Source organism: Paraoerskovia marina DSM 21750 (assembly GCF_000701465.1).
Lineage (GTDB): Bacteria > Actinomycetota > Actinomycetes > Actinomycetales > Cellulomonadaceae > Paraoerskovia > Paraoerskovia marina.
The window spans coordinates 379,628-398,246 of the sequence record NZ_JNIY01000003.1; the positions used below are offsets into that span (position 1 = coordinate 379,628).

At 70.6% G+C, this 18,619-nt stretch carries 19 protein-coding genes; 11 read left to right on the forward strand and 8 right to left on the reverse strand.

Translation table 11 applies throughout. From position 1 onward, the window contains the following. Positions 1 to 47: 47 nt before the first annotated feature. Positions 48 to 1,229, forward strand: a complete 1,182-nt coding sequence (locus tag Q343_RS0101880; RefSeq protein WP_029251895.1) for an acyl-CoA thioesterase/bile acid-CoA:amino acid N-acyltransferase family protein — start codon at positions 48 to 50, stop codon at positions 1,227 to 1,229. A 21-nt stretch (positions 1,230 to 1,250) separates the two neighbouring features. Here Q343_RS0101880 and Q343_RS15665 read toward each other — a convergent pair whose 3' ends face one another. Together Q343_RS15665 and Q343_RS0101890 are read right to left on the reverse strand one after the other, a co-directional pair. After that, entirely contained in the window at positions 1,251 to 1,790 is a 540-nt protein-coding gene (locus Q343_RS15665; RefSeq protein ID WP_043109140.1) for a DUF4190 domain-containing protein, read from the reverse strand. A 102-nt stretch (positions 1,791 to 1,892) separates the two neighbouring features. Continuing rightward, positions 1,893 to 2,684 carry an exodeoxyribonuclease III gene (locus Q343_RS0101890; RefSeq protein WP_029251897.1) on the reverse strand — a complete coding sequence of 264 codons (792 nt, stop codon included), beginning with the start codon at positions 2,682 to 2,684 and terminating at the stop codon, positions 1,893 to 1,895. A gap of 74 nt (positions 2,685 to 2,758) precedes the next feature. On the opposite strand from Q343_RS0101890, the gene Q343_RS0101895 reads away from it, so the two are divergent. The 3 genes from Q343_RS0101895 to pyrE all read left to right on the forward strand — a co-directional run bounded on the left by Q343_RS0101895 (position 2,759) and on the right by pyrE (position 5,464). Then, on the forward strand, positions 2,759 to 3,520 hold the full coding sequence (locus Q343_RS0101895) for an SDR family NAD(P)-dependent oxidoreductase (protein WP_029251898.1): 762 nt from the start codon (positions 2,759 to 2,761) through the stop codon (positions 3,518 to 3,520). 85 nt (positions 3,521 to 3,605) lie between these two features. Then, the gene (locus tag Q343_RS0101900; RefSeq protein WP_081829559.1) at positions 3,606 to 4,886 is read left to right on the forward strand and encodes a PP2C family protein-serine/threonine phosphatase; all 1,281 of its coding nucleotides are present in this window, start codon (positions 3,606 to 3,608) and stop codon (positions 4,884 to 4,886) included. Next, positions 4,883 to 5,464 carry an orotate phosphoribosyltransferase gene (pyrE, locus tag Q343_RS0101905; RefSeq protein ID WP_029251900.1) on the forward strand — a complete coding sequence of 194 codons (582 nt, stop codon included), beginning with the start codon at positions 4,883 to 4,885 and terminating at the stop codon, positions 5,462 to 5,464. Before Q343_RS0101900 ends, pyrE begins: the two co-directional genes overlap by 4 nt. A gap of 22 nt (positions 5,465 to 5,486) precedes the next feature. On the opposite strand, the gene Q343_RS0101910 is transcribed toward pyrE, so the two are convergent. Next, complete coding sequence (locus tag Q343_RS0101910) at positions 5,487 to 6,269, reverse strand: HAD-IIA family hydrolase (RefSeq protein WP_029251901.1); 783 nt, start codon at positions 6,267 to 6,269, stop codon at positions 5,487 to 5,489. 30 nt (positions 6,270 to 6,299) lie between these two features. Between Q343_RS0101910 and Q343_RS0101915 the strand changes: the two genes are divergently transcribed. Together Q343_RS0101915 and fbaA are read left to right on the forward strand one after the other, a co-directional pair. Further along, positions 6,300 to 6,947: a TrmH family RNA methyltransferase gene (locus Q343_RS0101915; protein ID WP_029251902.1), complete on the forward strand. Its 648-nt coding sequence runs from the start codon at positions 6,300 to 6,302 to the stop codon at positions 6,945 to 6,947. A 181-nt stretch (positions 6,948 to 7,128) separates the two neighbouring features. Then, a complete protein-coding gene (fbaA, locus tag Q343_RS0101920) occupies positions 7,129 to 8,148 on the forward strand; it encodes a class II fructose-bisphosphate aldolase (RefSeq protein WP_029251903.1) in 1,020 nt (339 codons plus the stop codon). 123 nt (positions 8,149 to 8,271) lie between these two features. Here fbaA and Q343_RS13750 read toward each other — a convergent pair whose 3' ends face one another. Beyond that, on the reverse strand, positions 8,272 to 8,667 hold the full coding sequence (locus tag Q343_RS13750) for an STAS domain-containing protein (RefSeq protein ID WP_043109142.1): 396 nt from the start codon (positions 8,665 to 8,667) through the stop codon (positions 8,272 to 8,274). Between the two features lie 165 nt (positions 8,668 to 8,832). On the opposite strand from Q343_RS13750, the gene Q343_RS0101930 reads away from it, so the two are divergent. Next, the gene (locus tag Q343_RS0101930) at positions 8,833 to 11,115 is read left to right on the forward strand and encodes a SpoIIE family protein phosphatase (RefSeq protein ID WP_052366773.1); all 2,283 of its coding nucleotides are present in this window, start codon (positions 8,833 to 8,835) and stop codon (positions 11,113 to 11,115) included. Here Q343_RS0101930 and Q343_RS0101935 read toward each other — a convergent pair. Then, positions 11,103 to 11,465, reverse strand: a complete 363-nt coding sequence (locus Q343_RS0101935) for an STAS domain-containing protein (protein WP_029251906.1) — start codon at positions 11,463 to 11,465, stop codon at positions 11,103 to 11,105. The genes Q343_RS0101930 and Q343_RS0101935 overlap by 13 nt on opposite strands. A gap of 63 nt (positions 11,466 to 11,528) precedes the next feature. Here Q343_RS0101935 and Q343_RS0101940 point away from each other — a divergent pair, with 63 nt between their 5' ends. Together Q343_RS0101940 and Q343_RS0101945 are read left to right on the forward strand one after the other, a co-directional pair. Then, positions 11,529 to 11,969, forward strand: coding sequence for a DUF3151 domain-containing protein (locus Q343_RS0101940; RefSeq protein ID WP_029251907.1), 441 nt, complete (start codon positions 11,529 to 11,531; stop codon positions 11,967 to 11,969). A 115-nt stretch (positions 11,970 to 12,084) separates the two neighbouring features. Then, positions 12,085 to 13,380 (forward strand): adenylosuccinate synthase, encoded by a 1,296-nt coding sequence (locus tag Q343_RS0101945; protein ID WP_029251908.1) that lies wholly within the window; start codon positions 12,085 to 12,087, stop codon positions 13,378 to 13,380. A gap of 119 nt (positions 13,381 to 13,499) precedes the next feature. Here Q343_RS0101945 and Q343_RS0101950 read toward each other — a convergent pair whose 3' ends face one another. After that, positions 13,500 to 13,799, reverse strand: coding sequence for a GIY-YIG nuclease family protein (locus tag Q343_RS0101950; RefSeq protein WP_029251909.1), 300 nt, complete (start codon positions 13,797 to 13,799; stop codon positions 13,500 to 13,502). A 273-nt stretch (positions 13,800 to 14,072) separates the two neighbouring features. On the opposite strand from Q343_RS0101950, the gene purD reads away from it, so the two are divergent. Beyond that, positions 14,073 to 15,371 carry a phosphoribosylamine--glycine ligase gene (purD, locus tag Q343_RS0101955; protein ID WP_029251910.1) on the forward strand — a complete coding sequence of 433 codons (1,299 nt, stop codon included), beginning with the start codon at positions 14,073 to 14,075 and terminating at the stop codon, positions 15,369 to 15,371. A gap of 6 nt (positions 15,372 to 15,377) precedes the next feature. Here the strand turns inward: purD and Q343_RS0101960 are convergent, their stop codons facing one another. Further along, positions 15,378 to 15,971 carry a TetR/AcrR family transcriptional regulator gene (locus tag Q343_RS0101960; RefSeq protein WP_029251911.1) on the reverse strand — a complete coding sequence of 198 codons (594 nt, stop codon included), beginning with the start codon at positions 15,969 to 15,971 and terminating at the stop codon, positions 15,378 to 15,380. Between the two features lie 120 nt (positions 15,972 to 16,091). Between Q343_RS0101960 and Q343_RS0101965 the strand changes: the two genes are divergently transcribed. Beyond that, positions 16,092 to 16,445: a DsrE family protein gene (locus tag Q343_RS0101965; protein ID WP_029251912.1), complete on the forward strand. Its 354-nt coding sequence runs from the start codon at positions 16,092 to 16,094 to the stop codon at positions 16,443 to 16,445. Positions 16,446 to 16,526: 81 nt separating this feature from the next. Here Q343_RS0101965 and Q343_RS0101970 read toward each other — a convergent pair whose 3' ends face one another. Continuing rightward, positions 16,527 to 18,578, reverse strand: a complete 2,052-nt coding sequence (locus tag Q343_RS0101970) for a cellulase family glycosylhydrolase (RefSeq protein ID WP_052366774.1) — start codon at positions 18,576 to 18,578, stop codon at positions 16,527 to 16,529. Between the last annotated feature and the right edge of the window lie 41 nt (positions 18,579 to 18,619).

Here is an 18,619-nt window from a genome sequence, read left to right on the forward strand (position 1 = left end):
CTCGCACCGGCCGTCGAGCTGTCGCGAGTCTGGCGATCTTCCTCGCGATGGCGAGTTGTTCGGCAGAATCGGCCCCCACCATCCGAACGACCCAGGGCGACGGGCCGTTCGCTCCGCTGGAGGTCTCCGTCACCGGACTCGTGCCGGGCGACGAGGCGACCGTTCGTTCGTCGATGGAGACGGACTCTGGCTCGACGTATCGAGCCGAGGCGACGTTCGACGTTCCCGACGACGGACTCCTCGACCTCGCGTCAGACCGACCTGTCAGCGGTGACTGGACCACGCCCGGGACGGGCGTAGCGCTCTGGGCGCTGACGGCGGACGGGCAGATGAGTCCGGAGGACTGGTTCGAGCCGCAGGTGCTCGACCTGGAGGTCGTGGACGACGATGGTGCCGTCGCGACGGCCGAGGTCGCGATACCCGGCATCGCGCCGGGCGTGAGGGTCGAGCCGCTGGATGCCGACGGCCTGACGGGGTCGTGGATCGTGCCGGCAGACTGGGACCCGTATGCCGAGGCCCGTCCCGGCGTCCTCGTCCTCGGCGGGTCGGAAGGAGGGACGGTCGGTGGCGAGGCCCTCGGGCGTGCAGTCGCCGGTCTCGGGTACCCCGCGCTCGCATTGGGCTACTTCGACGTGCCGACCGGCCCCGACACGCTCAGCGAGGTGCCGCTCGAGACGTTCGAGCACGCGCTCGACGTGCTCCGCGAGCAGCCGGGCGTCGACACGGATCGGGTCTTTGCCTTCGGCAACTCTCGAGGCGCTGAGCCCGCTCTCTGGCTCGCCGCGGAGCATCCCGACCTCGTTCGCGGTGCGATCGCGCCCGTCGCGGCCGGCTTCTTCGACTGCTCGCTCCCGCGGGGGAGTTCCGCATGGACGTACGGAGGCGAACCGGTGGACCCGGGATGCTCGGACCGGCCGACCGGTGGGCCCGAGATCGACGTCGAGTCGATCGCGGGCCCGGTCGTCCTTGCCTGTGGCACTGCTGACGAGGTCTGGCCGTCGTGCAGGTTCCAGGACGACATCCTCGGCCGTCTTGCGCCGGACGAGGGCCGGCAGATTCGATCGTCGATCAACGAGCTTGCCGGGCACGGCATCGCCCTACCGCCTCATACACCGCTCTTCGGTGAGGACGAGCCGAACCGTTCCGCGACGAACGCCGGTCGTGCTGTCTTCTGGGCAGACGTCACCGAGGTCCTCGCCAAGTCTGCGGAGGTATCCGCGGCGCCGTAGCGCGCGAGCTGTGGAGTCGTGTCAGTAGGTGCTCGAGTATCCGGTGTCCGTCGACGCGACGCCGATGACGGAGAGGAAGAAGATCACCGCGAAGACCAGGAACGCCGTGCCGATCGCGCCGACGATCACGCCTCCGAGTGCCATCCCGCGGCCCTGCTCCCCGCGTTCCTTGACCTGTCGCAGGGCGATGATCCCGAGGACGAGTCCCACCGGGCAGGGGATGCCGCAGAGCATGACGAACCCGGCGACCGAGGTCGCGAGCGAGGCGATCGCCATCCCGTTGGTCTTCTGCGGGGCGGGGGCCGTGCCGTAGGAGGGCTGTGCGTACGGGGCGCTCCCGTAGGGCGCCCCGGCGTAGGGCGGGGGAGTTCCTGGCTGTGAGTACGGCGGCGGAGCCTGATGCCCGGGGGTTCCCGACGGCGGCGGTGGAGTCCCGTAGCCCGGGGCACCCCCGGGCGGGGGCGACGCGGGCGGTGTGGACCCGGGCGACGGCGGAGGCTCGGTCGGGTCCGGCCGTCGGTCGGCGTCGTCGGGCTGCGGCGGCTCGTACGGGTTGCTCATGACGTCAATGTAGCCACGGGCGCCGACCGTGTCCTTGGCTGTTTCACGACGTGGCGGAGACCCGCGATCGCGCGGTGGCGCGACGCTGGAGTCTGGGGCGGGTCAGTCGGCGAGGTCGAGGATCACCGGCACGTGGTCGGAGGCCCCCTTGCCCTTGCGCTCGTCGCGGTCGATCGTCACGGAGTCGACACGGGCGCGCAGCGCGGGGGAGGCGTAGGCGAAGTCGATCCGCATGCCCTTGTTCTTGGGGAACGCGAGCTGCTGGTAGTCCCAGTAGGTGTAGGTGTTCTCGGCCGGCAGGTGCTCACGGCTGACCTCGGTGAGACCCGCGTCCGCGAACGCGGCGAACGCGTCCCGCTCGGCGGGGGAGACGTGGGTCTTGCCGGCGAACGCCGCGACGTCCCAGACATCGGTGTCGAGGGGGACGACGTTCCAGTCGCCCATGAGGGCGAGCGGCAGGTCGGGGGACGCCGCGACCCACTCGGTGGCCTCGCGCTGCAGGGCCTCGAGCCAGCGCAGCTTGTAGGCGTAGTGCGGGTGGTCGAGCTCGCGCCCGTTCGGCACGTAGAGCGACCAGACGCGCACACCGCCGCAGGTCGCCCCGATCGCGCGCGGCTCGACGACTTCCGGGTCGCCGAAGCCCGGCTGGCCGAGGAAGCCGCGTTCGACGTCGTCGATCCCCACGCGGGACGCGATCGCGACGCCGTTCCACTGGTTGAGGCCGACGACCGCCACCTCGTACCCGGCGGCCTCGAAGACAGCGTGCGGGAACTGCTCCTCCTTGCACTTGGTCTCCTGGATGGCGAGGACGTCCGTCCCCGTCCGCTCCAGCCAGGCGACGACGCGCTCGGCGCGGGTGCGGACGGAGTTCACGTTCCAGGTGGCGATGCGCATCGGCCCAGCGTATCCGGGCGACGCACGACGGCGGACGTTCCGCTCGCCGTCGTCTCACCCGTACGCTGTGGTCCATGGGGACAGCATTGATCACCGGCGCGAGCGCCGGCCTCGGCCTGGAGTTCGCATGGCAGCTCGCCGCGGCGCGGCACGACCTGGTGCTGGTGGCGCGCGACGTCGAGCGGCTCGAGCGCCTTGCTGCGCAGCTCTACGCCGCGGCGGGCGTGCACGTCGAGGTGCTGCCGGCCGACCTGTCGGTCGCCGAGGACGTCGAGCGGGTCGCGGACCGGCTGCGGGCGACGGAGCGCCGCGTCGGCCTGCTCGTCAACAACGCCGGGTACGGGCTGCACCAGCGGTTCGTGACCGGTGACGTCGACGAGGAGCTGGCGGCGCTGGACGTGATGGTGCGTGCGGTGATGGTGCTGTCGCGGGCCGCTGCCGAGCAGATGGTCGAGCACGGGCGCGGCGCGATCCTGAACGTCGGGTCCGTGGCGGCGCTGATGACGAGCGGCACGTACTCCGCGCACAAGGCCTGGGTGCGGACGTTCACGGAGGGGCTCGCCGTCGAGCTCGCAGGCTCGGGGGTGTCGGCGACGGTGCTCTGCCCCGGGTTCGTGCACACCGAGTTCCACGGGCGCGCGAAGATGCGGATGGACGCCTACCCCGAGGTCGTCTGGTTGCGGCCGGATGCCGTCGTCGCGCGGGCGCTCGCCGACGTCCGGCGCGGCGCGGTGATCTCGACCCCCTCGATCCGGTACTCGATGGCGTCCGGGCTGCTGCGCCTGCTGCCGCGCGGTGCGGTGCGCGGGATCTCGTCGGGTCGGGCCCGTCGATGATAGATTGCTCAGCCCGTAAGACCGGGGTGTTCGACGGCTGGGCGTCGAGACCGCTCTCGAGCAACCGGTTGGTAGGTTTCGGTGCATGGGTCGTGATGTGCAGGACGCGCGCATCTTGCCCTCCGGAGCGGCTGCCGAGGTCGACTATCACGCGGTCTTCGCCTCCCTCGTCGCACCCAAGATGGTCCTCTCGCGGGACCTCGTGGTCCTCGAGGTCAACGACGCGTACGTCGAGAGCCGGGGCCTGCCGAGGTCGGTGCTGATCGGGCGGCACCTCCTGGACATCGACCCTGCTCAGCGACTGGCGACACCACAGAGCGTCGACACGGTCGTCGCCGCCATCAAGCGCGTCGTCCAGTCGGGCCGGTACGAGATCGTCGAACCTCACAAGCTCGACGTCGTCGGGCCGGACGGCTCGCACCGGGAGCGATACATCCTCCCCACCGCGATGCCGGTCCACACGAAGTCCTACGAGGTCTCGCACGTCGTGCTCCGCCTCGAGGACGTCACGTCGATCTTCCGGCCCGCGGAGATCGAGGAGGTCCCCGCCGAGGACTCCGTCCCCCGCGCCCTGGCTATCCGGAGCTCGGTCGAGGAGATCGGCCGCAAGGTCGCGCGGGAGCGCCAGGTCACCCTCCAGCTCCAGGACTCCGTGCTGACCGAGCCGCCGCCGACTCCGGGCCTGTCCGTCGACGTGCGGTACCGGCCCGCGCCGGCCGACTCGAACCTCGGCGGCGACTGGTACGACGTCGTCGTCCGTGCGGACGGCTGGACGATCGTCGTCGTCGGCGACGTGATGGGCCACGACATGGTCGCCGCGGTCTCGATGGCACAGCTGCGCGGAGTGCTGCGCACCGTCGCCTACGACTCCGTGGGGCCACCCGGCGAGATCCTCGACCGGGCCGAGGAGATCGCCGCCGGGCTGCATCTGGGCGACCTCACCGCCGTGAACGTCGTCGCGGTCAGCCCCGAGGAGGCAGGCGGGCACCGCGACGTGCTCTGCGCGCGCGCCGGGTCGCTGCCCCCGGTGGTCCACCGGGCGGCGGGTCCCACGCACCTCGTCGACGCACCGGTCGGGGCACTGCTCGGTCTCCGCCTGCCGGCGGCGCGTGAGAGCGGACGTCTCCGGCTCGGGCCGGGTGACAGCATCCTCGTGTTCACCGACGGGTTGATCGAACGCCGCGGGGAGATGATCACCGACTCGCTGGGCCGGCTGTGCGACGTCGTCGCCCGGCTCGACGACGCGTCCCCGCGACGCCTCTCCGACGCGGTCCTCACCGCCTGCCTGCCGGAGCTCGAGGACGACGACGTCGCGCTGGTCGTCCTCCGCGTCGACCCTCCGGGCACCGATACCCTGGCCTCGTGACGAACGCAGACTCCTTCGGCCCCACGCCCCGCGAACAGCTCCGTGAGCTCATCCGCGACCTCGCCGTCGTGCACGGCAAGGTGACGCTCTCCTCCGGCAAGGAGGCCGACTACTACGTCGACCTGCGCCGGACGACGCTCCACCACCGTGCAGCACCGCTGATCGGGCACGTGATGCTCGACGCGCTGGAGGAGTGGGGATTCGGACCGGCCGACGTCGAGGCGGCGGGCGGTCTGACCCTCGGTGCCGACCCGATCGCCACGGCGCTGCTGCACGCGTCCGCCTCGCGCGGCCTGGACCTCGACGCGTTCGTGGTCCGCAAGGCCGCCAAGGCGCACGGCATGCAGCGCCAGGTCGAGGGGCCCGACATCGCGGGACGCCGCGTCGTCGTCCTCGAGGACACCACGACGACGGGTGGCTCGCCGATCGCGGCGATCGAGGCGTGCCGGGAGGCGGGTGCCGAGGTGGTGGCCTGCGCGACGATCGTCGACCGTGCCACGGGCGCCGGGGAGAAGATCGAGGCGCTCGGCGTGCCGTACCGCTACCTGTTCGACCTGCAGGACCTCGGGCTCGCCTGAGCCGGGCTCAGACCAGGTCGACTCAGACCAGGTCGACGAGGTCGGCGACGGAGTCCTTGACCTCGCTCGGACGGAACGGGTAGGTGTCGACGTCCTCGATCTTCGTCGAGCCGGTCAGCACCAGGTAGGTGTAGAGCCCCGCCTCGATCCCCGCGACGACGTCGGTGTCCATCCGGTCGCCCACCATCGCGGTGTGCTCCGAGTGGGCGTCGATCCGGTTCAGGGCCGAGCGGAACATCATCGGGTTGGGCTTGCCGACGAAGTAGGGGTCGCGCTGGGTGGCCGCGGTGATCATCGCGGCCACGGCGCCGGTCGCGGGCAGCGGGCCCTCGACGGAGGGACCGGTCGTGTCCGGGTTGGTGCAGATGAACCGCGATCCGCCCTTGATCAGGCGGACCGCCTTGGTGATCGCCTCGAACGAGTAGGTGCGGGTCTCGCCCAGCACCACGTAGTCCGGGTCGGACTCCGTCAGCGTGTACCCCGCCTCGTACAGCGCCGTCGTCAGCCCGGCCTCGCCGATCGCGTAGGCGGAACCGCCAGGGTTCTGGTCGGCGAGGAACTGCGCGGTGGCCAGGGCCGAGGTCCAGATGGACTCCTCGGGAACGTCGATGCCCGACGAGGCGAGGCGCGCCCTGAGGTCGCGCGCCGTGAAGATCGAGTTGTTCGTGAGGATCAGGAAGGGCCGTTCTGCGTCGCGCAGGGCCCGGACGAACTCGGGCGCGCCGGGGATGGCGTGCCCCTCGTGGACGAGCACGCCGTCCATGTCGGTCAGCCAGCTGGTGATCTCGCGATGCGGCTCTGTCATGACTTCAGCCTACTCGGGGACAATGTCCGCATGGCCGACGTCGATCCAACACCACGTGAAGACCTGGTCGGGGTGGGCCCGTGGCCCGGCGGGGAGGCGGCGTGGCCGGACGACCCGCGGTACGACGCCGAGCTGTTGGCCGAGGGCGACCGTCGCAACGTCCCTGACGAGTTCCGGTACTGGAGCGTCGAGGCGATCGTCGCCGAGCTCGACACGCGACGCCACCCGCTGCACGTCGCCATCGAGAACTGGGCGCACGACTTCAACATCGGCTCCGTCGTGCGGACGGCGAACGCCTTCAACGTGGCCGGGGTGCACGTCGTCGGGCGACGTCGTTGGAACCGGCGCGGGGCGATGGTGACCGACCGCTACCTGCACGTCGAGCACCACCCGGACGTCGAGGGGTTCGTGGAGCGGGCTCGAGGGGAGGGCCTCGCGGTCGTCGGCGTCGACAACGTGCCGGGCTCGGTGCCGATGGAGGGCTTCGTCTGGCCCGAGCGCTGCGTGCTCGTGCTCGGCCAGGAGTCCACGGGGCTGACGCCCCCGATGCAGGAGGCGTGCGACGTCGTCGTGCACATCACCCAGTACGGCTCCACACGCTCGATCAACGCCGGCGCGGCCGGGGCGATCGCGATGCACAGCTGGGTGCTGCAGCACGTCCCGCACCCCTCCCCGTAGCGCGAGCCGCGTCGTCGGGAGTCCGAAACAACGCGAATCGGTCGCGGTGGGAGCAATCCGTCCGAGCGCCGGACGGATGCCGACACGTGGGCCTGGCATGGCAGAATGATGAACGAACCCCTGGGTGCTCACGCCCCGCCGTTGGCACCCGCGCCCCCTCCCGTCGTTTGGAGATCTGCAGATGCCTATCGCAACCCCCGAGGTCTACGCCGAGATGATCAACCGGGCGAAGGCAGGCTCGTTCGCCTACCCCGCCGTGAACATCACCTCGTCGCAGACCATCACCGCCGCCATCCAGGGCTTCGCCGAGGCGGAGTCGGACGGCATCATCCAGGTCTCCGTCGGTGGCGCCGAGTACGCCTCCGGCTCGACGATCAAGAACCGCGTCTCCGGCACGCTGGCGCTCGCCGCCTACGCCCACGAGGTCGCGAAGCACTACGGCGTCAACATCGCGCTGCACACCGACCACTGCACCAAGCAGAACCTCGACAGCTGGGTCCGCCCGCTCCTCGAGCTGGAGGCGCAGCAGGTCAAGGACGGCCAGCTCCCGACCTTCCAGTCGCACATGTTCGACGGCTCGAACATCCCGCTGGACGAGAACCTGGTCATCGCGAAGGAGCTCCTGCAGCTCTCCGTCGCCGCCAACACGATCCTCGAGATCGAGGTCGGCGTCGTCGGTGGCGAGGAGGACGGCCACGAGGCCGAGATCAACGAGAAGCTCTACACGTCCGTCGAGGACGGCCTCGCCACGGTCGAGGCCCTCGGTGCCGGCGAGAACGGTCGCTACCTGACCGCGCTGACCTTCGGCAACGTGCACGGCGTCTACAAGCCGGGTGCCGTCAAGCTGCGTCCGGCCCTCCTCAAGGAGATCCAGGACGGCGTCGGCGCCAAGATCGGCAAGGAGAACCCGTTCGACCTCGTGTTCCACGGTGGCTCCGGCTCGACGGCCGAGGAGATCTCCGAGGCTGTGGACAACGGCGTCATCAAGATGAACATCGACACCGACACGCAGTACGCCTACACGCGTCCCGTCGTCAGCCACATGTTCGAGAACTACGACGGCGTCCTGAAGGTCGACGGCGAGGTCGGGAACAAGAAGGCCTACGACCCGCGCGCCTGGGGCAAGAAGGCAGAGGCCGGCATGGCCGCCCGCATCGTCGAGGCCGCGCAGCAGCTGCGCTCGGCCGGCAACAAGATGTGACGACTCCCTGAGTCGCACGAGGGCCCCGCACCGACCGGTGCGGGGCCCTCGTGTCGTCTGCGGCAGGGTCGAGAGGTGTTCTTCGGGGTGCGGGCGCGACGCTGCGCCGCGGTCGGGCCCGCCTCAGCGGTCTTCGTTGACCTCGAACCCGGGGTCCTCGTCGATGATCTCCAGCAGCTCGCCGATGCGGGTCACCTCGAGCAGGAACCGGACCGTCGGGGGTGCCCGCAGGACGCGGACGGGGTGTGGGTTCCGGGACGCGAGGCGCGCGAGGAAGGCGACACCGGAGGAATCCATGAAGGTGACGTGGTGCGCGTCGATCTCGACGGGCAGGCCGGCAGCCTCGGCGTGCGAGGTGGCCTCGGCGAGGTCAGCCCCGAGATCGGCGTCGATCTCCCCGGACAGGACGATCCGCGCACGGTTCGTCCCGACGATGACGTGGACGCTCGCGGGGTCGCCCGGCTGCGTGCCGGCCCCGTCCGTTAGTGCGCCGGGTGCGGTGTTGGGACCGTCGGACACGGTGCTCCTCTCGACGTGACCCCGGTGTCGGGGTCTCCTGGGGGACTAATCTACGGTTGAATGGCACCTTGCGACAGCAACGCGCGGGTGAACAGAGAGGACAGGGCGGTCATGTCTGACAGATCGACGGCTGAATCTGCCGTTCGTCCCTTTCTTCCTGGTCCCGTGCCGAGCCCCGGCGGGGAGCTCTCGCTCCCGGCGGAGGCCCGCGCCGCCGCACTCGCGTCGTCCTCCGTCGCGATGTGCATCGCCGGACCGTGGCTCGACGAGGCACGGATCCTCTGGGTCAACGACGCCTTCTGCGAGTACGTGAACTCTCCGGCGTCCGAGGTGGTCGGCCGCCCGGCGGTCGACTTCGCCCTCGAGCGTGTCGAGACCGACCAGGACGTCACGGTCGTCTCTGCCCTGGAGGCGGGCCGGTCCGTCCAGGTCACGCTGCACACGAGCCGCCGGTCCCGCCAGGTGTGGACGCAGGTCAGTCTGGACCCGATCGCTGCCGGCGGCGTTGACGACGCGTACTGGGTGGCGGTCCTGCAGGACGTCTCCGCACACGTCCGTCGCGAACGAGCCCAGCGCGTGTCGCTCGAGGACGCGCGCCGTGAGCGCACCGCGCTGCACACCATCTCGCGCGTGACCGAGGTGCTCTCCGAGGTCGAGAGCCCGTACGCGATGCGTGAGCTGGCCGACCAGCTCACCGGCCGCGTCGTCGCCTGGGCCGGCATCTACATGAACGACGGCGGGCTCGTCCTCGCCGACCGGCTCGACGTGACCGCCCCGCCCTCGGGACGGGGACACATGCACATGCGCCGCACGAGCAAGCGGCGCGGCGGCCGGCAGTCGCACCCGGAGACGGGGGAGACCGACGCGCTCGGCGATGCACTGCGGCCGGGCAGCGGTGCCCAGAACCTGCTGGCGGACGTCGAGGACTCCGTCCAAGAACTTCTGAACGGCACGTTCGAGGGCGTCCTGACGTTCGACCCGCACGGCGACTACCCGCGAGGATCTGCGTCGCGCTGGCTCGCGGAGGACCTCGAGGAGCACGCAGGGCATCACCTGCTCGACCGGTCGGTGGCGGTGCACGCCGTCCCGGGCCGACGGCGCGTCCTCGGTCTTCTCGTCGCGATCCCGTTCGACGACGAGGACCAGCGCTCCGGAGACGTGCGCACGGTCCTCGGCGTGACGGCCCGCCGCGCCGGCCTCGCGATCGACAACGCCCGGCTCTACGCCCGCGAGCACCGTCTGGCCGAGACGCTGCAACGCTCGATGCTCCCGGAGCAGGCGGACGTCTCCGGGCTCGACGTCTGGACGTACTACGCACCGAACTCCGACCACGCCCAGGTGGGCGGCGACTGGTACGACATCCTGCAGGTGACGCAGGACGTCGTCGGGGTCGTCGTCGGCGACGTCGTGGGGCACGACGTCGAGGCAGCGGCCACCATGGGACAGCTCCGGTCGGTCGCGCGCGCCTACGCCTACGAGCGCACGACCCCGGGACCGGTCCTGGACCGCGTCGACGCGCTCGTCTCGGGCATGAGGATCCCGCGGTCCGCGAGTCTCGTGTACGCCACCTTCAAGCGGCACGCCGCCTCGCACGACGAGGAGGCCGACGTCGCGATCCCGGAGCGCTGGACGTTCGAGTACTCGCGCGCCGGACACCTCCCGCCGCTGCGGGTGCGCGACGGCGAGGTCATCATGCTCGACGACGGCGGTGGCCCCCTGGTCGGGTTCGGCTCCTCGCCGCGGGAGACCGCGCCGGTCGACGTGCAGCCCGGGGACACGCTGCTCTTCTACACCGACGGACTGATCGAGCGACGGGACCGATCTCTGCGGGTCGGTCTCGACACGCTCGTCGAGACGGCGGCCACGATCGAGGCGCACGACGCCGCGGGGATCGGCGAGGAGCTGCTCTCCCGCCTGGCCGAGGCGCCCGAGGACGACGTCGCGCTCGTCGTCGTCCGCATCCCCGGCTCTGAGACGACCCGGTCGGGCGACTCCTCGAGCCCGCGCAGCCGTCGGTGGCTCCTGCCGAGCGAGCCGGCCTCGATCGGTCGTGCGCGTCACGCCGTCGCGCGCACGTGCGCCGCCTGGGGACTGGGCAGTCCGGTCAGTGCGGAGCTCGTGGTCTCGGAGCTCGTGGCCAACGGGGTCGTGCACGGGTGGGGTCACATCGCGCTCCGGCTCTTCGACACCCCGGACGGGCTACGGATCGAGATCGAGGACTCCAACCCCGCGCCGCCCGTCTCCACCGACGGCCACGCCAACCGTGTGGGCGGGTTCGGGATCCAGATCGTGGAGCGCCTGGCCGAGTGGGGCTGGCGTCCGTCGTCGGCCGGCAAGATCGTCTGGGCGACGATGCGCACCGAGGGGCTGCCGGACTTCGGGTCCGGCAAGCCCGCGCCGAGCGACCCGGCGAGCGGCCCGACCCCGGTTGAGCCTCAGGACGACTGAGGGAACTCGTCCCGCGGGGGAGTCGTCGTCGCCGACGAGCAGTGGTGCTCGGAGTCGATCCGGAACAGGTCCAGGGCGCCGCACACCTCGAGCACGAACAGGTCACGGTCGTCGCACCCGCGCAGCACCGTCGCCCCGCCGCGCTTGCGCCCCGAGTCGGCGAGCGAGATCAGGAAGGCTGCGCCGGTCGAGTCCATGAACGTGACCCGGCACATGTCGATCACCAGGAGCTGGCGTCGAAGGCCGACCACCCGGGCGGCGATCTCCGGGAACTGGTCACGCTCGACGAGATCCAGGTCCCCCGTGATGACGAGCGTGGTCGTCGCCGGTGACGTTGCGATCTCGATCATGACTAGCACTCTAGACAACCTCGCGCCGTGCCGCGCAGCCGACATGCCTGCGACGATGGGGCAATGACCACTGCAAACAGCCCCGCCTCCCGCAACCTGCTCGGCCCCGACCCCGTGCGCCTGCCCGACTCCCACCCGGACGTCCCGGCGCGTGCCGCTCTGATCGACGGAGCGTCGCTCGACGACGTCGCGCGTCGGTACCCCGCGTCGTCGTACGTGTGGGCGGTGCTCGCCGAGCGTGCGCTCGACGCTGAGGACCCCGTCACCGCGTACGCGTTCGCCCGGACCGGGTACCACCGCGGGCTCGACGCGCTCCGCGGGGCCGGATGGCGCGGCCAGGGCCCGATCCCGGCCGACCACACCGCGAACCAGGGATTCCTGCGCGCGCTCCTCGCGCTGGCCGACGCCGCCGAGGAGATCGGTGAGGACGCGGAGGCGACACGGTGCCAGGAGTTCTTGACCAACTCGGGGACATCTGAGGACGAGGTCCGCACCCTCGTTTAACTCACCACGACCGCGGGCGGCCCTGACGAGTAGACTTTCGTCGGCCCGCCCGCGCGGGTCGTGACTCTTTGCGGGAGCAACCCCGCACCACCGGAGAACTGAAAGCAGGGATCGTATGCCAGCCGTCGTGCTCGTCGGAGCGCAGTGGGGTGACGAGGGGAAGGGGAAGGCGACCGACCTTCTCGGCTCTCGCGTCGACTACGTCGTGAAGTTCAACGGCGGCAACAACGCCGGGCACACCGTCGTCATCGGCGACGAGAAGTACGCCCTGCACCTCCTGCCCTCGGGCATCCTCTCGCCCGGCGTGACGCCCGTCATCGGCAACGGTGTCGTCGTCGACATCGAGGTGCTCTTCGAGGAGCTCGACGCACTGATCGAGCGCGGCGTCGACGTCTCCCGCCTCCTCGTCTCCCAGGGCGCGCACGTCATCGCCGGCTACCACCGCACGATGGACAAGGTCTCCGAGCGGTTCCTCGGCAAGCGCCGCATCGGGACCACGGGCCGCGGGATCGGCCCCGCGTACGCCGACAAGATCAACCGTGTCGGGCTGCGCATGACGGACCTCTTCGACGAGAAGATCCTCGCCGAGAAGATCGAGGGCGCGCTCGACCAGAAGAACCACATGCTCGTGAAGGTCTTCAACCGTCGTGAGATCGGTGTCCAGGAGACGCTCGACGAGCTGCTCGTCCACGCGGAGCGGCTCAAGCCGATGGTCGCCGACACCGGTCTCGTGCTCAACCAGGCGCTCGACGCCGGCAAGACCGTCCTCTTCGAGGGTGGCCAGGCCACGATGCTCGACGTCGACCACGGCACGTACCCGTTCGTCACCTCGTCGAACGCCACCGCCGGCGGCGCGGTCACCGGCTCGGGCATCGGCCCGACCCGTGTCGACTCGGTGATCGGCGTCATCAAGGCGTACACCACCAGGGTGGGCGAGGGCCCGTTCCCCACCGAGCTCTTCGACGACAAGGGTGCCTACCTGCAGAAGGCCGGCGGCGAGTTCGGTGTCACCACCGGTCGCGCGCGCCGCTGCGGCTGGTACGACTCCGTGATCGCCCGGTACTCCTCGCGGATCAACGGCCTGACCGACATCGTGCTGACCAAGCTCGACGTGCTCACCGGCATGGAGAAGGTCCCGGTGTGCGTCGCCTACGACGTCGACGGCGTGCGCTACGACGAGATGCCGATCGACCAGACCGCGTTCCACCACGCGAAGCCGATCTACGAGGAGTTCGACGGCTGGTGGGAGGACATCTCGCACTGCCGCTCTTTCGAGGAGCTTCCCGTCAACGCGCAGAAGTACGTGCACGCCCTGGAGGAGATGTCGGGCAGCCGGATCTCCGCCATCGGCGTCGGCCCGCGCCGCGACGAGATCATCCCGATTCACGACCTGATCCACGGGCGCGCGTAGCGCCCCCTGCGTCGGTCGAGCCTGTCGCTGGTCGAGCTTGTCGAGACCGGTGTGGTTTCGACGGGCTCAACCACCGGTCGCTGGTCGAGCTTGTCGAGACCAGTGTGGTCTCGACAGGCTCAACCACCGGTCGCTGGTCGAGCCTGTCGAGACCGCGCCAGCCCCGGGAGGTCGGCGAACCTGCCCTCGATGAGCGCGATCCGTTTCGCTCGACCCCAGCCCTGGACCTGCTTCTCCCAGGCGTACGCCTCGTCGACGCGGTCGAACTCGGCGCTGTAGACGAGCCGGACGGGGCGTCTGCGTCGGGTGTACTGCGCGCCGTCGCCGCTCTGGTGCTGCGCGAGGCGTTGTGGAAGGTCGACCGTGCTGCCGACGTAGAAGGAGCCGTCGGCGCACTCGAGGATGTACGTGTGGGGCATCTCAGCATCGTTGCTCAGGAGTCGCGGTCGATCCCGGCGTCTTGCTGAGGGTGTGGACGACGAAGGCTGTCCACAGGTGGCATGCAGCCCTGGAACGGGGTCTCGACTGCGTTCGGGTGCGGGGTCTCGACAAGCTCGACCGACGACCGGTGGTTGAGCTTGTCGAAGCAATCCGCGTCTCGACAAGCTCGACCGGCGGGTCTCGACGGGCTCGACCGACGCGGGTTGAGCATGTCGAAACCCGGCGCGCGGGGATCGGTAGACTCGTCGCCCGTGAAGATCCTCGTCGTCGGAACCGGTGCCCGCGAGCACGCCATCGTCCACGCCCTCGCGCACGAGCAGGACGGGGCCGGGGGTGATGCACACGAGCTGCACGCTGCCCCGGGCAACCCCGGCATCGCGGAGCACGCGACGCTCCACGGGGTGGACCCGCTCGACGGTGCGGCCGTGGCGACCCTCGCAGGCTCGCTGCAGGTGGACCTCGTCGTCGTCGGCCCCGAGGCGCCGCTGGTCGCCGGGGTCGCGGACGACGTGCGCGCCGCGGGGGTCCCGGTCTTCGGGCCGAGTGCTGCTGCCGCGCAGCTTGAGGGCTCGAAGGCGTTCGCGAAGGACGTGATGGCTGCGGCGTCCGTCCCTACCGCGATGGCGCACGTGTGCACCTCCCTCGACCAGGTCGCCGAGGCGCTCGACGCCTTCGGTGCTCCGTACGTCGTCAAGGACGACGGGCTCGCGGCGGGCAAGGGCGTCGTCGTCACCTCTGACCGCGACGAGGCGCTGGCTCATGCCGCAGAGTGCTTCGAGGCGCGCGGTGCGGGCGGGCGGGTCGTCATCGAGGAGTACCTCGACGGACCCGAGGTCTCGCTCTTCTGCGTCTGCGACGGCGAGACGGTGGTGCCGCTGTCGCCGGCCCAGGACTTCAAGCGAGCGCTCGACGGCGACGAGGGTCCCAACACCGGGGGCATGGGCGCCTACAGCCCGCTCGACTGGGCCCCTGAGGGTCTCGTGGACGAGGTCGTGGAGCGTGTCGCGCAGCCGACGGTCGACGAGATGGCCCGGCGTGGCACGCCGTTCTCCGGGATCCTCTACGTGGGTCTCGCGCTGACGAGCCGCGGCACCCGCGTGGTCGAGTTCAACGCACGCTTCGGCGACCCTGAGACGCAGGTCGTCCTCTCCCGCCTGCAGACCCCGCTCTCCGCGGTCATGCTGACGGCCGCGCGGGGCGAGCTGGCCGGCCTGCCGCGTCTGCGGTGGTCCGACGACGTGGCCGTCACCGTCGTCGTCGCGGCCGAGGGCTATCCGGCGAGCCCGCGCAAGGGCGACCCGATCACGGGTGTCGCGGAGGCGGAGGCGCTCGAGGGCGTCCACGTCCTGCATGCCGGCACCTCGGTCAGCCCCGAGCACCCCCTGGTGAGTGCGGGCGGCCGGGTCCTGTCGGTCGTCGGGCAGGGCCGGGACCTCGACGCCGCCCGGGAGCGCGCGTACGCGGGCGTGGCGCTGATCGGCCTCGCCGACTCCCAGCACCGCACTGACATCGCCGCCAAGGCGGCCGCGGGCGAGGTCGCCGCCCTGTAGGGCTCGTCAGCGCGCGGTGGTCGACGCCTCGCCGAGCAGCGCGTCGAGGATCGCCTCGGTGCCTGCGCGGGCCGACCTCGGTGACTCGACCTGGGCGGTGACCATCGCACCGTCGTACGCCAGCGTGAGGGCGGTGACGAGCGCAGGGTCGGGGTGCGTCCCGCCGAGTCGGAGCTGCTCGCCGAGCGTGGAGGCGAAGCGCTCGCGGTGCCGTCGGACGGCGTCGCGGACCGGGTGGTCCGCGGTCGGGTACTCGGCGGCCGCGTTGATGAACGGGCAGCCGTGGAACGAGGTGCCCGACGCGCTCTCCCACAGTCCGTCGAAGACACGTCCGATGCGGGCGCGAGCGGGTCCGCCCGCGTCGGAGAGCCGTGCGCCGAGCCCGGCGTGAAACCGCTCGCTGCGGGCGTCCAGGTACGCCACCACGAGCCCGTCCTTGCCACCGAAGTGGTGGTAGAGGGAGGCCTTGGCGGCGCCCGCCTCCGCGATGACGCGGTCGATGCCGACCGCGTGGATGCCCTCGGCGTAGAAGAGCTCGTCGGCGGCCGCGAGGAGTCGTGAGCGGACGCCGGGCGCGGGGAGGGTCTGCGGGGTGCTCACGACGGCGACGATACCGCCGCCGCGGCGTAGAGGCCTTGGTGGGGGAATAGACAGACCAGTCTGTCTGTTCCATCGATCGTGACCGACCCACCAGGGGTCGGCCGAGAGGAAGGGACGACCATGACGCACTCTGCCGCCATTGTGATCTTCACCGACATCGCCAACGACAGCGCCGCCGTCTACCGCGCGCTGGGCACCGCCCAGGAGTTCGTCCAGGCGGGTGACGACGTCAAGATCGTCTTCGACGGCTCCGGCGTCGACTCCCTCGCGGCGATGACCGCGGAGGACAACAAGCTCCACGGGCTCCTCGAGTCCCTGCGCGACCAGGTCGCAGGCGCCTGCGGCTTCTGCGCCAAGGCGCACAAGTCCGAGGACGCGATCGTCGCCGCGGGCTACCCGCTCCTGACCGACAACAACGGCCACGCGAGCATCCGCAACCTCGTCGTCGAGGGGCGCACGGTCCTGACCTTCTGATCTGCCGCGGACGACGACGGCCACCTCGCAGGCGCGAGGTGGCCGTCGTCGTGTCAGGGGTGCTCCACGATGGTGGCGGTGCTACCCGACGCTGCAGGCCTCGCCGTTGACGGTGAAGGCGTCGGGCGTGCCCGCACCACCGTTGATCTGGACGCCGAGGTTCACGCTCCCGCCCGCAGCCACGGTGCCGTTCCACGGCATCGAGGTCGCCGACAGCGTCGAGCCGGTCTGCGTCCACGTCGCGGACCACCCGTTGGCCAGCGACTGGCCGGCCGGAGCCTCGAACTCGAGCTCCCACGCCGACCAGGCCGCGTCGCCGTCGTTCTGCACCTGGATGTTCGCCGTGTAGCCGGACGACCACCGGTTGCTCGCGTCGAACTCCACGGTGCAGCCACCCTCGGGCTCGGGCGGCCCGGCGAGCGTCGTGACGGTGACGGCGTCGGACGGTGCAGACCGGTTGCCGGCGGCGTCCCGTGCCCGGACCGAGAACGACGACTCGGTCTCCGGCGTCAGCCCGTCGACCGTGAAGGAGGTGCCGGAGGGCGTCCCGACCACGGCCCCGGCGCTGTCGAGGACCTCGTACCGCGTGACACGGACGTCGTCCGTCGAGGCGCTCCAGGTGAGCTCCGCCGTCGTGCTCGTGACGTCGCTCGCAGCAAGGTCCTGCGGGACGGTCGGTGCCGTGGTGTCCGGCGTGCCGGACGACCCGCCCGCGACGTCGCTCACGGAGATGCCCGTCGTCGAGTCGACGCCGCCGAGGGGCACCTGGTGGTCGAGGGAGACGAACTTGCCGTCCTCCTGCCAGAGCGTCGGCTCGAGGATCGCGTACTTCTCCTCGTCCCAGGTCGCCCAGTCGTTCAGGAGCAGGCCGCCGGTGTCGCCGGAGTTCGGGTTGATGCACCAGAACGTGTGGTGGAGCTCGTAGTCGACGATCGTCTCCTGGAGCGCGAGCATCCACTTCTCGTTCTTGTCGCCGTCCAAGAAGCCGCCCCACTCGCCGATCAGGAGCGGCGAGGTGTTCTCCTTGTGGAGGTAGAGCCAGTTCGGGTCCCAGACGTCCGCCTCGAGCGAGTCGCGGTCCCAGTCGTCACCCTCGAACCACTCCTGCTCGAAGACGAGGGGCCCGTAGTCGTGCGGGGAGTACATGATCTGGTCGTTCAGGTCTCCTGCGACCTCCACCGGGTGGTCCGCGGCGCCCCGCAGGTTCCCGCCCCACCAGTTGAAGTAGTAGTCGTCCTCGTCCTGCGACTCCCAGTTCTCCCCGTCACGCGGGTAGGCCTCGATCCCCTCGACGAGGATCAGCAGGTTCGGGTTGATCGCGAGGATCTTCTCGGCCGCGGTCTCGGCGACGTGCTTCCAGTTGTCCGGGTCGGTCGAGTCGTCCCACTTGGCGCGCGGGTCCTGCTTCTGGGTGCCGTGCGGCTCGTTCTCGAGGTCCGCCGCGACGATCGTGTCGTTGTCCTTGTACTCCTGCGCCAGCCACTCCCAGCCGGCGTAGAAGTCCTCGGTGCTGACCGAGTCGGTGTACCACATGGGTGCGAAGTGGCCCGAGTTGTCGGCCTCGGCGCTGTGGACGTCGACGAGGACCTTCAGCCCGTACTTCTCGCAGAGCTCGAGCCAGTAGTCGAAGACCTCCTTGTTGTTCATCCCGACCAGCTCGGGGTTCGACGCCGTGTTGACGTTCGGGACGACGGTCTCGCCGTTCTTCCACTCGACGAGCAGCTCCGTCGAGACGGGGACGCGGACGAGGTTGATGCCGCGCTCCGCCATCTCCTTCGTGATCGTCTCGATGTTGCCGGACCACAGGCCGTGGAAGACGCGCTCCGTGGCGTTGAAGCCGAACCAGTTGGCACCGGTCATCCAGACCGCCTTGCCGTCGGCGTCCACCACCTTGTTGCCGTCGGTGGTCAACCAGTCGTCGCCGTCGGCGTCCACCACCTTGTTGCCGTCGGTGGTCAACCAGTCGTCGCCGTCGGTGGCGGGCGAGGCGGCCAGGGCCGACGGCGCGGCGGCCGGGGCCGAGGTGGTCGCGTGGGCGGCCGGCAGGCCCGTGGCGGCGAGCGCGAGCGTCGCCGCGGTGGCGAGAGCGGCGCGCCCGAGGGTGGCACCGCGAAGTGTGTGGGGTGTTCTCACGTCAGTTCTCCTGGGGTGTCGTGCACACGTCGTCGTGTGCG